12 protein-coding genes are annotated in these 14,706 nt (G+C 67.9%); 9 read left to right on the top strand and 3 right to left on the bottom strand.

Annotated features, from left to right (window positions below; all coding sequences use genetic code 11):
* The first annotated feature begins 73 nt into the window (after nt 1-73).
* On the top strand, nt 74-2,146 hold the full coding sequence (locus PWF70_RS19210) for an FUSC family protein (protein ID WP_006360295.1): 2,073 nt from the start codon (nt 74-76) through the stop codon (nt 2,144-2,146).
* Between the two features lie 37 nt (nt 2,147-2,183).
* On the opposite strand, the gene PWF70_RS19205 is transcribed toward PWF70_RS19210, so the two are convergent.
* Together PWF70_RS19205 and PWF70_RS19200 are read right to left on the bottom strand one after the other, a co-directional pair.
* Entirely contained in the window at nt 2,184-3,302 is a 1,119-nt protein-coding gene (locus PWF70_RS19205) for an NDMA-dependent alcohol dehydrogenase (protein ID WP_006360294.1), read from the bottom strand.
* Between the two features lie 50 nt (nt 3,303-3,352).
* Complete coding sequence (locus PWF70_RS19200; RefSeq protein ID WP_006360293.1) at nt 3,353-4,849, bottom strand: aldehyde dehydrogenase family protein; 1,497 nt, start codon at nt 4,847-4,849, stop codon at nt 3,353-3,355.
* Between the two features lie 258 nt (nt 4,850-5,107).
* Between PWF70_RS19200 and PWF70_RS19195 the strand changes: the two genes are divergently transcribed.
* Entirely contained in the window at nt 5,108-6,259 is a 1,152-nt protein-coding gene (locus PWF70_RS19195) for an HPP family protein (RefSeq protein ID WP_006360292.1), read from the top strand.
* A gap of 29 nt (nt 6,260-6,288) precedes the next feature.
* Here PWF70_RS19195 and PWF70_RS19190 read toward each other — a convergent pair whose 3' ends face one another.
* Nucleotides 6,289-7,959 (bottom strand): sigma-54-dependent Fis family transcriptional regulator, encoded by a 1,671-nt coding sequence (locus PWF70_RS19190; RefSeq protein WP_035753501.1) that lies wholly within the window; start codon nt 7,957-7,959, stop codon nt 6,289-6,291.
* Nucleotides 7,960-8,027: 68 nt separating this feature from the next.
* Between PWF70_RS19190 and PWF70_RS19185 the strand changes: the two genes are divergently transcribed.
* From PWF70_RS19185 to fusA, 7 genes are all read left to right on the top strand, one after another.
* A complete protein-coding gene (locus PWF70_RS19185; RefSeq protein ID WP_035753502.1) occupies nt 8,028-8,903 on the top strand; it encodes an exodeoxyribonuclease III in 876 nt (291 codons plus the stop codon).
* A 163-nt stretch (nt 8,904-9,066) separates the two neighbouring features.
* The gene (locus tag PWF70_RS19180; protein WP_035753503.1) at nt 9,067-9,672 is read left to right on the top strand and encodes a DUF8020 domain-containing protein; all 606 of its coding nucleotides are present in this window, start codon (nt 9,067-9,069) and stop codon (nt 9,670-9,672) included.
* Nucleotides 9,673-9,753: 81 nt separating this feature from the next.
* On the top strand, nt 9,754-10,416 hold the full coding sequence (locus PWF70_RS19175) for a class I SAM-dependent methyltransferase (protein WP_006360288.1): 663 nt from the start codon (nt 9,754-9,756) through the stop codon (nt 10,414-10,416).
* Between the two features lie 7 nt (nt 10,417-10,423).
* On the top strand, nt 10,424-11,227 hold the full coding sequence (locus PWF70_RS19170) for a hypothetical protein (RefSeq protein ID WP_006360287.1): 804 nt from the start codon (nt 10,424-10,426) through the stop codon (nt 11,225-11,227).
* Between the two features lie 408 nt (nt 11,228-11,635).
* Nucleotides 11,636-12,007, top strand: a complete 372-nt coding sequence (gene rpsL, locus PWF70_RS19165; RefSeq protein WP_004020596.1) for a 30S ribosomal protein S12 — start codon at nt 11,636-11,638, stop codon at nt 12,005-12,007.
* A 6-nt stretch (nt 12,008-12,013) separates the two neighbouring features.
* Nucleotides 12,014-12,484, top strand: coding sequence for a 30S ribosomal protein S7 (gene rpsG / locus PWF70_RS19160; protein ID WP_005199940.1), 471 nt, complete (start codon nt 12,014-12,016; stop codon nt 12,482-12,484).
* Between the two features lie 86 nt (nt 12,485-12,570).
* Nucleotides 12,571-14,676 carry an elongation factor G gene (gene fusA / locus PWF70_RS19155; RefSeq protein ID WP_006360286.1) on the top strand — a complete coding sequence of 702 codons (2,106 nt, stop codon included), beginning with the start codon at nt 12,571-12,573 and terminating at the stop codon, nt 14,674-14,676.
* Nucleotides 14,677-14,706 lie beyond the last annotated feature (30 nt).

Raw genomic sequence — 14,706 nt, 5'->3', positions numbered from 1 at the left:
CCCCGCCGTCGGTGGCACGAACATGCGTCGCCGCCATCCTGCGGTCCGACGCGACGATGAGAAGATTCCTCCCATGGCACCGCCCTTCGCACTGACCGCACTGCTGACGACGCACGACCCTGGTGCGGCGAGGTTGCGCAAAGCCGCGCGCGGCGCGTCGGCGATGGCCATCGGTGCCCTGGTGGTTCTCGCGATCCGATCGGTGGTGAGCATCCCGGTCGCGGCCGAGCTCTCGGCCGGCTTCCTCTCGCTGTGGGCGACGGTCGGTGCGGTCAAGGACACGACCGCGCGGGCTCGGATCCTCACGACCGTAGCGCTACTCGTCCCCGGCTTCGCGGCGGCACTCCTCGCCTGCCTCCTACATCCGTGGCCGGTCGCGCGGGCGGTCGCCTTCGTGGCGATCGCCGGTCTCGCCGCCTGGACGACGCGGTACGGGCCGCGGGGGAGTGCGCTCGGGTTCTTCGGGTTCTTCGCGTTCTTCTTCGCGGTGGTGATGGGGGCCGACCTGCACACGTTGCCGGTGCTGTGCGGCCTCGTCGTCATCGCCGTGGCGAGCGCACTCTTCGTGCGACTGGTGCTGGTCCCGGACCGGCCGGGTGGGGAACTGGTGCGCCTCCTGCGGAGCGTGGAGGTCTGCGCCGACGATCTGCTCCGGGTCGCGAGCGAACCGGCGGCGGGGCCGCAGCGGGTGGCGGCGGCGGTGACCCGGCTGTCGGCGGCGACGAGTGCGGTTGCCGGATGGCAGGAGAACTACGATGCGGCACACTACTCGGATGTGGATGACACGACCCTGTCACGACGGGTCTCCATGCTCCATCTGTCCTGTGAACAGGCAGCCTTCCGGGTGGTCGAGCACCGAGCGGATCCCGCCGTCGCCCAGTCGGTGTCGCAGGTCCGTGGTGCGCTGAGGTCGTCGGGCGACGCCGCCCCGGCGCTCGTCGGAACGGGTCAGATCATCGAGACGTTGCGCATCGTCGTGGGGGCGACAGCCGATCTGCGCGCGATCGCCGTCGGGCGCCAGAAGCCGACCACGCCGGCGACATCCACGGAGGCGACATCCACCGGCAAGACGTCGACGCCGGCAAAGACGACACCGAGGCCCGACACCACCCGATTCGCGCTCCAGGTCGTGGTCGCCTGCTCGGTGGCCCTCGCCGTCGGCGAGCTCATCTCGGCGAGCCGCTGGTACTGGGCGGTGCTCAGCGCCTTCATGGTCTTCAACGGGATGGCCACGCGCGGAGCCATTCTCACCAAGGCCGTCAAACGGGTGCAGGGCACGGTGGTCGGGCTGGTGATCGGTGTCGCCGCCGTGCTGATCATCGGCGAACACCCCGCGGTGCAGTACGTGATCGTGGTCTGCGCGGTCTTTTTCGCCTTCTACCTCGGCGCGATCTCCTACACCTGGACGATCCTGTTCATCACGATCGTCCTCACCAACAGCTACGACCTGCTCGGTGTCCTGGACCGCCACGTCCTCGAGTGGCGCATCGAGGAGACCCTGTGCGGTGCCCTCGTCGGCGCGGCCGCGGCCTTTCTCATTCTGAGTACGCCGACCTCACCCGTCCTCGACACCAAGCTGCGGGCGTATTTCGACGCCCTGGTCAACATGGCCTCGGTTGCCCTTCGCAGAGGCGAGAACAGGCCGGGGGAGCCCGACTCCGACGCGGCCCTTGCCGCCGTCCGAGTGCTCGACGGGGCCGAAGCCGCGATGCTCGACGCCGCGACCTCGGCAGTGTTCTCGCTCAGCCGATTCCATCGATCGACGTTGCGCCGTCTGCGGCCGCATCTTTACGAGACGACACGTGAGGCAAGAGGACTCGCGTGGTCGGCGACCGGCCTGACGCGGTCGGAGGACACCGGGAACGGCGACCGGGTCGATCCGGGGATCGAGCAGGACCTCGTCGAGGAGCTCCGGGGAGCCGCCGACGCGACGGTGTCGGCGATCGAACACGGCGGTGTGCCGTCGAGGATCGCGAAGTCGACCAGGGACGTGGAGGTCGAGTACACCTTTCAGGCAACCGAGCCCGCCGACGACTCGCCGGCCCGGCAGGCCCGACGACTCATCGCATCGGTGCAGCGCATGCGCGCGGCGATCGCCGGGCCCGTCCGAACTCCTCGTGCAGACGAACAGCTCGCCGGCGAATGACCTGCCGGCGAGCTGTTCGAGTGTTCCGGTTGTCGGCTCATTCGCCGTGGATGATGACCCCGCGCAGGTTCTTTCCGTCACGGAGGTCCTGGTAACCCTCGTTGACCTGGTCGAGGGTGTAGGTCGTGGTGACCAGCTCGTCGAGCTTGAGCTGACCCTGATCGTAGAGACGCAACAGTTTGACGATGTCGTACTGCGGGTTGGCCGAGCCGAACAGGCTGCCCTTGATCGTCTTCTGGTTCAGCGTCAGGTCGGTGCCCGACACGTGCACGGTGAGCTTGGCCGGATCGGCCAGCCCGGTGATGACCACGGTGCCGCCCTTGCCGACGACGGCCGTCGCGTTGGACACGACCTCCTCGTCGACCGTGCCCACCAGGATGAGGGCCTGATCGGCCCCCTGCCCCCACGTCAGCTCGTTGACCTTGGCAGCGGCCTCCTGCGGATCGGAGTAGGCATGCGTCGCACCGAATTTCAGTGCGGCGTCACGCTTCATGTCGACCGGGTCGACGACGACGATGAACTTGGCGCCGGCCGACACCGCGCCCTGGACGGCGTTGATGCCGAGACCGCCGATGCCGTAGATCACCACGGTGTCACCGGCCCGCACACCACCGGCGTACACCGACGTGCCCCAACCGGACGGCACACCGCAGCCGACGAGCACAGCCTTGTCCAACGGCAGCCAGTCGTCGACCTTCACCACCGAGTGCTGGGAGATGGTGGCCCGTTCGGAGAAGGTGCCCAGCATGCACATCGCACCGAAATCGTCCTTGCCCGAATGGAATCGGAAAGTGCCGTCGGGCATCGAGCCCTCGAGGATGGTCGCGCCCATGTCGCACAGGTTCTGTCGTCCCGTCGAGCAGTAACGACAGGTGCCGCAGTTGGGGATGAAGCTGCACACGACGTGGTCGCCCGGCTTCACCTTGGTCACGCCGGGGCCGACGGCCTCGATGATCCCGGAACCCTCGTGACCACCCACGATCGGGTAGCGGGGCGGCAGATCGCCGTCGGTGAGGTGGAGGTCGGAATGACACAGTCCGGCGGCGGTGTACTTGATCAGGACCTCACCCTCGCGGGGCTCGTCGAGATCGAGTTCCACGATCTCGAAAGGCTTTCCGGGGGCGGTGAGAACGGCGGCCTTGGTGGTGAGTGTCATGACGTGCTCCTTTGCACTTGGGGAAACTCTGAAGGAAAGCGGGACGCCGGTCACAGCGCGATGTTCACGGCCTTCGTCTGGGTGTAGAGGTCGATGGCCGAGGACCCGAGTTCGCGGCCCCAGCCCGACTGCTTGTAGCCGCCGAAAGGCATCGCGGTGTCGAAGCCGTTGTACTGGTTGACCCAGACCGAACCGGCCTTGATCTGACGGGCCGTCCGATGGGCCTTCGACAGGTCGGTGGTCCAGATCCCGGCGGCGAGACCGTAGATGGAGTCGTTCGCGGCGGCCGCGACCCCGGTGTCGGCGTCGAACGGCAGCGCGGCGACCACCGGCCCGAAGATCTCCTCCCGCACGATGGAGAAGTCCGGTTCGACGTCGACGAACACCGTCGGCTCGATGAAGAATCCCTCGTCGCCCCAACGCTTTCCGCCGGTCAGCGCACGAGCTCCGTCCGCGATACCGGCCGCGAGATAACCGGACACGCGGTCGAACTGTTCCTGACTCACCAGCGGACCGAGTTCGGTGGCGGGATCGAGACCCGGGCCGATCTTCGCCTGGGACGCCGCCTCGGCGACCGCCGCGGTGAAGTCGTCGAAGATCGGCCGCTCGACGAAGAGCCGGGTGCCGGCGACGCAGCACTGGCCGTGATTGAACATCCATGCGGCCACCGAACCGGCGACCGCCTTCTCGAAATCGGCATCGGCGAAGACGATGTTGGGGCTCTTGCCGCCCAATTCGAGCGAGACCTTCTTGAGGTTGCCCTTGGCCGCCTCGACGATCTTCTTGCCGACCTCGGTGGAACCGGTGAAGGCGATCTTGTCGACGTCGTCGTGCGCTGCGAGCGCGGCACCCGCCTCGCCGAATCCGGTGACGATGTTGACCACACCCGGCGGGAACCCGGCCTCGTCGAAGATCTCGCCGAGCAGGAGCGCGGTGAGCGGTGTCTGCTCGGCGGGCTTGAGGATGACGGTGTTGCCCGCGGCCAGCGCCGGTGCCAGCTTGAAGGCGGCCATCAGCAACGGGAAGTTCCACGGGACGATCAGTCCGCACACCCCGACCGGCTCGCGGAGCGTGTAGGCGTGGAACTCGCCTCCCGGCACGAACGGCATCGACACGTCGACCGTCGAACCGGTGATCTTGGTGGCCAGGCCCGCGTTGTAGCGGAAGATGTCGGCGGCCCAGGCGGTGTCGACGGCGGCGGCGATGGTCGCGGCCTTGCCGTTGTCGAGTGCTTCGAGCTGACCGAACTCGGCCGCCCGTTCGGTGAGGAGATCGCCGACGCGCCACAGCAGCCGTTCGCGTTCGTTCGGCTTCATCCGCGTCCACGGGCCGGAGTCGAAGGCCTCGCGGGCGGCGCGGACCGCGCGGTCGATGTCGGTGGCGTCGCCGTGGGCGACCGAGGTGAGCGGACGGGCGGTGGCGGGGTCGATGGTCTCGAAGGTGCGGCCCGACGCCGACCACACCCAGTCACCGCCGATCAGCATCGGGCGGTCGGAGCCGATGAAATCACGGACCTTCGGGAGCAGCTCGGTGGCGACTGCGGTCATGGGTACCTCCTGGTGAAGCGCTCGACGCGGGGGAGAGGCGAGCGGGCAGAGATGAGACGGTCAGGGGTGATCTGGGTCATAGCTGTGACCTGACTCATTTCTGCCACCTATCGGGGTGGTCGCCGTGTCCAGAAACTGAACAGTCCGCTTTGTCGTGAACGAATGACGTGAACAGGAGGTCGCGAAAGGCGAGTTGCGCGGCGTCGCTAGCGTGTCCGGGGGCAGCGATCGCTGCCTGTTCACGCAGAGAGGGAACCGATGGCAGCGCGCATGGCCGATCGTTTCAGCGGTGCGCTGCAGTCGTGGGGGCCGTCGGGGGCGTCCGTGCCGACGCGCGAGTCGGTGCGTGCCGGGGTCGGCTCGGCCCTGGGTCTCGGGCTCGTCGGACTCGTCCTCGCCACGTCCGGCGTCGACCTGAACGCGGGCCTGTTCCTGATCGCGCCGTTCGGGGCGTCGGCGGTCCTGCTGTTTGCCGCACCCAACAGTCCGCTCGCCCAGCCGTGGTCGGCGGTCGTCGGCAACACCGTGTCGGCGTTCGCCGCCGTGGCGGTGACACTGCTGGTCTCGCCGAGTCAGCTGCGCGTCCCGCTCGCGGTCGGTGCGGCGGTCGTGGCCATGGTGATCTGCCGGGCGGTGCATCCGCCGGGTGGTGCGGTCGCGATGACCGCCGGGCTCAGTCCGGACCTGGTCCACGCTCTCGGATTCCGGTTCGCCCTGGCTCCCGTCGCGGTCGGGACGATCGCGCTGGTCGCGCTCGCGGCGGTGTACGCACGCCTGACCGGACGCCGGTATCCGTACCGCCGGTTCGACGACGAGTCGTCGGCCACCGCACGGATCGGGCTGGACGAGGACGAGTTGACCGACATCCTCAACCGCTACAGCCAGTCCCTCAACCTCGGGGTCGCCGACCTCGCGCGACTCATCGGGGCCGCCGAACTCCAGGTCGCCGGCCATCGCGCCGACCCTCTCGTCACCGGTGACGTCATGTCCCGGGACCTCGTGACGGTGGGACCGGACTCGACCCTCACCGAACTGGCGCAGATGTTCGACACCCACCGGTTCACCTCGCTGCCCGTGGTGACGCGCGGAGGCCGGTTCCTGGGTGTCGTCTTCCAGATCCATCTCGTCTCCCGGCTACGCGGAGGTGCGACACGACGTGGGTCGGACCGCATGTTCGGCCGACTGCTGCGCCGCGACGGCAGCGTGCTTACCGCTGCCGACGTGATGGACACGACCTTGCCGATCGCGTCCCCCGACGCTCCGGTGACCGCGGTGCTCCCGATGCTCGCCGGCAGTGGCTGTGGCGCCGTGCCCGTGCTCGACGGGGATCTTCTGGTCGGCATCATCACGCAAACGGATCTCATCGCCGCCCTCGCGCGGCACACGCTGGCCGATCCGCTCGTCGACTGACGTCCGGCGCGGCAACATCGCGGTGTCTCCTAGATCCCGAGGGCTCGCATCCGCGCGTACAGCGTGGTGCGGCTGATCCCGAGGTCCCGCGCGGCGTGGACCTTGTTGCCGCCGGCACGGTCGAGTGCGTCGACGATCGCCGCGCGCTCGGCCTGCTCCCGTCCGGAGAGATGGGCCGCCCGGCTCGTCGTCCGATAGCCAGACGGCAGGTCGGTCGCCTCGATCACGCGTGCCATCCGATCCCGGCACGCTGCCGCGGCCTCCCGCAGGACCGCGATCAGCTCGGCGAAGTTGCCCGGCCAGTCCTGGCTGAGCAGGGCATCGGTCGCCGGGCCGGAGAGAGTGAGTTCCGGATCGATCTGACCGAGGACGCCGCTCGCGATGGCCGCCAGCTCGGAGCTGCGGTGACGTAGAGGCGCGGGATCGACGCGCCGCGCACACCGCCCGAGCAGGGCGGCGACCGCGGGAGACGCCTGCGCACGAGGACCGCTGACGAGGAGCAACGGAGAGGCCGCCGGCGTCGACGCCGTGGCGTGCGTGAGCAGCGCGATCGACCGGTCGTCGAGCAGATCCACGCCGTCGATCACGAGCGGGACGCCGGACGATCGAGCTCGGGTGAGGTCGGCGGCGACGTCCACCCGCCGGCCGTTGATCAGCGCGTCCGCGACGTCGACGACCACGGCCGCGGCCTCGGTGTCGAGCGCGTCGGTCCCCAGCGCTTCGGCGGCCAGTTCGAGGGCCAGCGTCGTGCGCCCGGTGCCCGGCTCACCGGATACGGCGACGGTCGTCGACGACGGCCGGACCGGGGTCGAGCGGGTCGGTGTCGGCGTGAGGAAGGGGCGGAAGCGGAACAGCGCGGCTCCGCGGGTACCGGCCACCGGTTCGACGGCGATCTCGACCTCGGCGCCCGAGACGAGTGTCAACGGCAGCGTCGTCGAACGCAGCGCCGGGTCGGTGGCGATCGCCCGCAGCGCGCCGATGTCGGTGGGGGAGAGCAGTTCGGCGGCCAGGGCATTGGTGAGCTGCAGGTCGTCGCCGATCGCGGCCACCGCGACGTCCCGGCGCGGGGCGGCGCGCTGGAAGGCGTCGAGCACGCGGCGCTGGTGCGCACGGGACCGGTCGAGCAACCGGTCGGCGATGTCGGCCACGATGCCGTTGACGACCGGGACCGCGAGCGGGTTGATGCGATCGGCGATCTCGGACATGCAGATGATCCCGGCCAGGCGCCGCGTCGCGGGATGGATGATCGGCTGCCCGAAGCAGCTGATCGTCCGGAACTGTTCGAGGTAGTGCTCGGTGCTGTTCACGATCACCCCGCCGCGCGTCTCCGCGGGTGTGCCGAGCGCGGTGGTCCCGACCATGTCCTCCCCGAACGGGACGCCGGGCGCCGCGCCGATCGCGTCGAGCCGACGTTCGACGGTCGTTCCGAACGCCACCCGCGTCACCATGCGGCACTCGTGATCGACGAGCAGCAGGGACACGTCGGTGTCGGCGAGACGAGCCGCCGCGTCGTCGAGGACGGGGCGCGCTGCGTCGAGCAGGGGGTCGGCGGAACCGATGTCGTGCGTACGTGCGGGAGTGTTGTCCTCCGGCCGCACTCCCGACATCGCCGACCGACGCCACGAGTGCTCGATGACGGGGCGCTGCGGCGTTCGATCGGGACGGGAAGGGAGAGTGTCGATGAGACCAACGTGACACACATCACCGACGAAGGAAAGCCCGGACGCCGCCTCGGATCGGCGTCGGTGTGTCGTACTACCGTGGGCCCATGCGCGTCGCGACCTGGAACGTGAACTCGGTGAAACAGCGGATTCCGCGCCTCCTCCCATGGCTCGACGAACGTCGCCCCGACGTCGTCTGCCTGCAGGAGACCAAGCTCTCCGACGACGCCTTCCACGAGGTCCTCGGCGCCGATCTCGCCGAACGTGGCTACGAGATCGCGCACGCGGGGCAGGGCCAGTGGAACGGTGTCGCGCTGCTCTCGCGGGTCGGGCTCGAGGACGTGCGCGTCGGCTTCGCCGGCATGCCGGGTTATCCGACGCCGGAGACGCTCGAGGCCCGCGCGATTTCTGCGGTGTGCGGCGGTCTGCGCATCCACTCCCTTTACGTGCCGAACGGCCGCAGCCCCGACTCGGATCACTACACGTACAAACTCGAATGGCTCGCCGCTCTCGCGAAGGCGGTCGCCGACCCGTCGACGACGCTCCTCTGCGGCGACATGAACATCGCGCCCGCCGACGCGGATCTGTTCGATCCCGACGCCTTCGCCGGGCACACGCACGTCACCCCTCCGGAACGTGCCGCGCTCGCCGAGTTCGCGGCGCTGGGTCTGCGCGACGTGGTCCGTGACCGCTGGCCGGATGACCGGGTCTTCAGCTACTGGGACTACCGTGCCGGAATGTTCCACAAGGACCTGGGCATGCGGATCGATCTCATCCTGGCGGGTGAGTCGGCCGCCGGCCGGGTCGAGGCGGCCTGGATCGACCGCAAGGCGCGCAAGGGCAGCAAGCCCAGTGATCACGCGCCGGTCATCGTCGACCTCGACGAGGCGCCCGACGGCGACATCGGTCCGGTGGTCCCGCCGCCGTCGAATCCGGCGAAACCCGGTGGCGCGAAGGTGAAACTGCCCCAGACCCCGGAGTGATCCCGCTCACGATTCTCAATCTTTCTGCGCGGCAATGTGATTCGTCGACCCGTTGGGCAGGATTGGCCTGTTGAGACGATTGCGGGGAGGTGTCTCTTCTCCGATATGATCATCGCGGCCCGAGCACGGGCCGAAAGATCCTCGTGAGAGAGAGAATCCACACATGAAGCACCTCAGGGCAGGGATCATGGCGCTGGCCATGATGGGTGCAGTACTCATCGCCGTTCCCGTTGCGACGGCACATGCGGTACCGGCGACGGTGGCGCTCCCGACGGCGTCCGCGGCGATCGCCGGGGACCACAAGAGCGTGATCGTCGACGTGCGCGGGGGCAGCGTCGTGGTCAGCCCGGCGGGGGCGCTGCAGATCCTCGATTCCCGCGGTCGCACCGTGTCGTCGATGCCGCTGTCGGGGCAGATGGACGGGTTCACCGTTCCGCTGCGCGCCGCGGTCAGCGTGGACCGGTCGCGGGTCACTCTGACCCCCACGGTCAGCCCGGACCTCCGTGCGCTGCTCGACTCGGCAGCCACCGACGCAGCCAAGCAGAAGCGTCTGACCAAGGCTCAGCGCTACGACATCATGTGGGCGGAACTGAACAAGGGCTGGCGGGGGAACACGCCCCTCTACACGCTGATCGGTGGCCTCATCGGGTTCATCGTCTTCGGTTGGATCGGTGCCGGCGTGGGTGCGTTCATCGGTGCGTACATCGGGTACGGCGAGTCGAACCCGAAGGCATGGCCGTCGGTCGTCGCCTGGTTCAACACTCCGTAGGCGCACGGCTTTCCACGACCCGCCCCCTGCCCGGATCCCCGGACAGGGGGCGGCGTCGTACCCGGGTCATATCGTGGGCGCATGCGCGCCGACCCCGTTGATCGACCGGCCGACCTCGACGCTGTCCGTGAGTCCTACGACCGTGTGGCCGACGACTACGTCCGACTGGTGGTGGACACCGGAATCGGCGACCCTCGCTGCCGTCCGTGGCTGAAGGCCGCACTCGATGCGTTCATCGATTCGGTGGCGGGCATCGGTCCCGTGCTCGACGTCGGCTGCGGACCCGGGACCGTGACCGCCTATCTCGCCGACCGCGGACTCGACGTGACCGGCGTGGACCTCTCGCCGCGCATGATCGAGAACGCGCGTCGCCTGCACCCGTCCTGCCGATTCGAGGTCGGCTCGGCGACCGAGCTGGATCTCGCCGATTCATCGCTGGGTGGTGTCCTGGGGTGGTGGTCGTTGTTCAATCTCCCGCGGGACGTTCTCCCGCAGGTGCTGGCCTCATTTGCCCGCGCATTGATGCCGGGCGGCTGCTTCATCACCGGTACCCACTCGGGCGACGAGGACGTGCGACGCACCGAGGCCTACGGCGGTCCTGTCGAGTGGACGACCCATCAGTGGTCGCCGGAGAAGTACGTCGGATTGATCGAGCAGGCCGGTCTGCGCCCCGTCGCCGAGCTCCGGCTGCCCGCCGACGAGCACGTCGGCCCCGGCCTGGTCGTCATGGCCGTGCGGGACTGAGACACTGATGCGCCGACGACTCCTCATCCACGTGGCTCGCGGTTACGGCCGGTTCCTCGGTGTCGTGCTGTCGCTCGCTCATCGAGTCGGAGGTGTACGTCTACCGGCGGGACCGGCGTCGACCGACGGAGTCCTCGTCGCCGCGCACGTCGCGATCGCCACGGTCTGGTTCGGGCCTCTGGGTCTCGTGATCGCCGGGATGGCCGGCGCCGCCGCAGGGATCGTCGCCCGCCTCAGTTTTCGGCACCGCCCCCTGTGCGATGAGGAACGGCGAACCGCCGAGCTCGTCTTCGGGCCCGCCGGATGGCTCGACGACGTCATCCTCACCGATCTCGCCGGACGAAGGGGACGCGCGTTCACCGTGCCCGGGGTCGATGGGCGCATCCTCTGCAATCTCGGCGCGATGTTCGACGCGCCCCTCGGGGCCGGTCCCGGGGCCTATCCAGTGCCCGGCCAACTGCTGGTCCATGAACTCGTGCACGCCCGGCAGATCGTTGGCGCCCGGTCCGCGGCGTCGTTCCTGGCCGATGCGCTCGCGGTTCAGGCGCGGCACGAACTCGGCGAGAACGTCTACGGCATCCGGGGGACGGGTGATGCTCACCACGCGTGGGCCGACCACAACCTCGAACGCCAGGCGACGATCGTCGACCGGTGGTTCGGCGGCCAGAGTTCGCCGATTGGGCGGCCGATGGATCCGGACAGTCCGTTCGCGGCATCGATCGCGAAGGTCCGGGCCCAGGTCGGAGCGCCGGCGGGTACCGGTCGGGCGGCGGTTCGCCGAAGGCTCGACGCGTCGGGTTCGGGGGTGTAAGAGTGGACAAGGTAATGCCATGTCTCAGCGTCGCCGGACCCCAGCGCACACGACCTGTTCACCTGCAGGTCGCGCGGAGGATCCGTTTTTTGACCTGTGCAAACCCGATCGGTAGAGTGGATCGTCGGTGCCCGGCCCATGCTGGGCCAGTCCGCATGCCCGGCCAACGGCTCTCGAGCCGGCCCTGAGATCGACCGACTCGGGGCACGGGCGGTCCGTGGGCTGACAAGCGAATCCGCTGTCGAGTGTATGACACGCCCGACCTCGGGGTAGCGAAAATGTACTGACCAGTGTGAATGCACTGGTGGGGCGAGTTGTGGAAGCACGCCGGAGGCGGCGTAGAGCCGAGATCCGTGAGCTTGCCCGGAGCACCAACCACAACTGACAACAAAGAGGAATGAACACCTAGTGCCAACAATCAACCAGCTGGTCCGCAAGGGCCGTCATGACAAGGCTGCAAAGACCAAGACCGCGGCCCTCAAGGGAAGCCCGCAGCGTCGTGGCGTGTGCACCCGCGTCTACACCACCACCCCCAAGAAGCCGAACTCGGCTCTTCGTAAGGTCGCCCGTGTGCGTCTGACCAGCTCTGTCGAGGTCACCGCGTACATCCCCGGTGAAGGCCACAACCTGCAGGAGCACTCGATGGTGCTCGTCCGCGGCGGTCGTGTGAAGGACCTCCCGGGTGTGCGCTACAAGATCATCCGCGGCTCGCTCGACACCCAGGGTGTCAAGGACCGCAAGCAGGCCCGTAGCCGCTACGGCGCGAAGAAGGGGAACTGATAAGTCATGCCACGTAAAGGACCCGCACCCAAGCGCCCCCTGATCAACGACCCGGTCTACGGTTCGCCGCTGGTCACCCAGCTGGTCAACAAGATCCTGCTGGACGGCAAGAAGTCGACCGCCGAGCGCATCGTCTACGGCGCCCTCGAGCAGGCCCGCGAGAAGACGGGCACCGACCCCGTCGTCACCCTCAAGCGCGCGCTCGACAACGTCAAGCCCACCCTCGAGGTGAAGAGCCGCCGCGTCGGTGGCGCCACCTACCAGGTGCCGATCGAGGTCAAGCCGAACCGCGCCAACACCCTGGCGCTCCGCTGGCTGGTGACCTTCAGCCGTCAGCGTCGCGAGAAGACGATGGTCGAGCGCCTGGCCAACGAGCTGCTCGACGCCTCCAACGGCCTCGGTGCTTCGGTGAAGCGCCGCGAGGACACCCACAAGATGGCCGAGGCCAACCGGGCGTTCGCGCACTACCGCTGGTGATCACTGCCGGCCGCGGCGGCCTTCGGGTCGCCGCGGCCGGACCCACCTCAGACCCAACAGCTCTAGCGAAATTGCGAGGCGAATAAGTGGCACAGGAAGTGCTCAGCGACCTGAACAAGGTTCGCAACATCGGCATCATGGCCCACATCGATGCCGGCAAGACCACCACGACCGAGCGAATCCTCTTCTACACCGGTGTGAACTACAAGATCGGTGAAACCCACGACGGTGCCTCGACCACCGACTGGATGGAGCAGGAGAAGGAGCGTGGTATCACCATCACCTCCGCGGCCGTGACCTGTTTCTGGAACAAGAACCAGATCAACATCATCGACACCCCCGGACACGTCGACTTCACCGTCGAGGTGGAGCGCAGCCTCCGCGTCCTCGACGGCGCGGTTGCGGTCTTCGACGGCAAGGAAGGCGTCGAGCCGCAGTCCGAGCAGGTGTGGCGTCAGGCCGAGAAGTACGAAGTCCCCCGTATCTGCTTCGTCAACAAGATGGACAAGCTGGGCGCGGACTTCTACTTCACCGTCCAGACCATCAAGGACCGTCTCGGCGCCAAGCCGCTGGTCCTGCAGCTCCCGATCGGTGCCGAGGACAACTTCGACGGCGTCGTCGACCTCATCGAGCAGAAGGCCATCACCTGGCGCGGCGTCGTGCCGACCGGTGCCGAGCCGACGATCGAGGAGATCCCGGCCGACCTGGTCGAGAAGGCTGCCGAGTACCGCGAGGCGCTGCTCGAGACGGTTGCCGAGTCCGACGAAGCCCTCATGGAGAAGTACTTCGGCGGCGAAGAGCTCACCGTCGAGGAGATCAAGGGAGCTATCCGCAAGCTGACCGTGAGCCGTGAGCTCTACCCGGTCATCTGTGGTTCGGCGTTCAAGAACAAGGGCGTCCAGCCCATGCTCGACGCGGTCATCGACTACCTGCCGTCCCCGCTGGACGTGCCGTCGGTCGAGGGTCACGCCGTGGGCGACGAGGAAGAGATCCTCTCGCGCAAGCCGTCCGCCGACGAGCCGTTCTCGGCTCTCGCGTTCAAGATCGCGGCTCACCCGTTCTTCGGCAAGCTGACCTTCGTGCGTGTCTACTCGGGCCACATCACCGCGGGCACCCAGGTGCTCAACGCGACCAAGGGCAAGAAAGAGCGCATCGGCAAGCTCTTCCAGATGCACGCCAACAAGGAGATGCCGGTCGAGGACGCCACCGCGGGTCACATCTACGCGATGATCGGTCTCAAGGACACCACCACCGGTGACACCCTCTGCGACTCGGCGAACCCGATCGTGCTCGAGTCCATGAGCTTCCCGGACCCGGTCATCAACGTCTCGATCGAGCCGAAGACCAAGTCCGACCAGGAGAAGCTGGGCACCGCGATCCAGAAGCTGGCCGAAGAGGACCCGACCTTCTCGGTCAAGCTCGACGAGGAGACCGGCCAGACCGTCATCGGCGGTATGGGCGAGCTCCACCTCGACATCCTGGTCGACCGCATGAAGCGCGAGTTCAAGGTCGAGGCCAACGTCGGCAAGCCGCAGGTGGCGTACCGCGAGACCATCCGCAAGACGGTCGAGAAGCACGAGTACACCCACAAGAAGCAGACCGGTGGTTCGGGTCAGTTCGCGAAGGTCATCATCAAGCTCGAGCCCCTCGTGGACGCCGAGGACGGTGCGACCTACGAATTCGACAACGCCGTCACCGGTGGTCGAGTCCCGCGCGAGTACATCCCGTCGGTGGATGCCGGCGCCCAGGACGCCATGCAGTACGGTGTCCTCGCCGGCTACCCGCTGGTCAATCTGAAGGTCACCCTGCTCGACGGTCAGTACCACGACGTCGACTCCTCGGAAATGGCCTTCAAGATCGCCGGCTCGCAAGCCCTCAAGGAAGCTGCGAAGATGGCCGGCCCGGTCATCCTGGAGCCGATCATGGCCGTCGAGGTCACGACTCCCGAGGATTACATGGGTGACGTCATCGGCGATCTGAACTCCCGCCGTGGCCAGATCCAGGCCATGGAGGAGCGCAGCGGTGCTCGTGTCGTCAAGGCACAGGTTCCGCTGTCGGAGATGTTCGGCTACATCGGAGACCTCCGGTCGAAGACCCAGGGCCGGGCAAACTACTCCATGGTGTTCGACTCGTACGCGGAAGTTCCCGCGAACGTGTCGAAGGAGATCATCGCGAAGGCAACCGGCGAGTAATCGCCTCGAGCTCGAGCAATCCGCGCTGGC

Origin of the sequence: Gordonia sp. Swx-4 (assembly GCF_030316175.1) — a bacterium.
GTDB lineage: Bacteria > Actinomycetota > Actinomycetes > Mycobacteriales > Mycobacteriaceae > Gordonia > Gordonia alkanivorans.
Note: the sequence above shows the minus strand (reverse complement) of the source record. Positions and strands in the feature narration are given on the sequence as shown.

Excerpts from the sequence above, each read along its gene's own strand:
- PWF70_RS19180 (WP_035753503.1), top strand. The coding sequence starts at position 9,067 with ATGAAGCACCTCAGGGCAGGGATCATGGCGCTGGCCATGATGGGTGCA.
- PWF70_RS19210 (WP_006360295.1), top strand. The coding sequence starts at position 74 with ATGGCACCGCCCTTCGCACTGACCGCACTGCTGACGACGCACGACCCT.
- PWF70_RS19185 (WP_035753502.1), top strand. The coding sequence starts at position 8,028 with ATGCGCGTCGCGACCTGGAACGTGAACTCGGTGAAACAGCGGATTCCG.
- PWF70_RS19170 (WP_006360287.1), top strand. The coding sequence starts at position 10,424 with ATGCGCCGACGACTCCTCATCCACGTGGCTCGCGGTTACGGCCGGTTC.
- PWF70_RS19195 (WP_006360292.1), top strand. The coding sequence starts at position 5,108 with ATGGCAGCGCGCATGGCCGATCGTTTCAGCGGTGCGCTGCAGTCGTGG.
- PWF70_RS19175 (WP_006360288.1), top strand. The coding sequence starts at position 9,754 with ATGCGCGCCGACCCCGTTGATCGACCGGCCGACCTCGACGCTGTCCGT.
- rpsG (WP_005199940.1), top strand. The coding sequence starts at position 12,014 with ATGCCACGTAAAGGACCCGCACCCAAGCGCCCCCTGATCAACGACCCG.
- PWF70_RS19200 (WP_006360293.1), bottom strand. The coding sequence starts at position 4,849 with ATGACCGCAGTCGCCACCGAGCTGCTCCCGAAGGTCCGTGATTTCATC.
- PWF70_RS19205 (WP_006360294.1), bottom strand. The coding sequence starts at position 3,302 with ATGACACTCACCACCAAGGCCGCCGTTCTCACCGCCCCCGGAAAGCCT.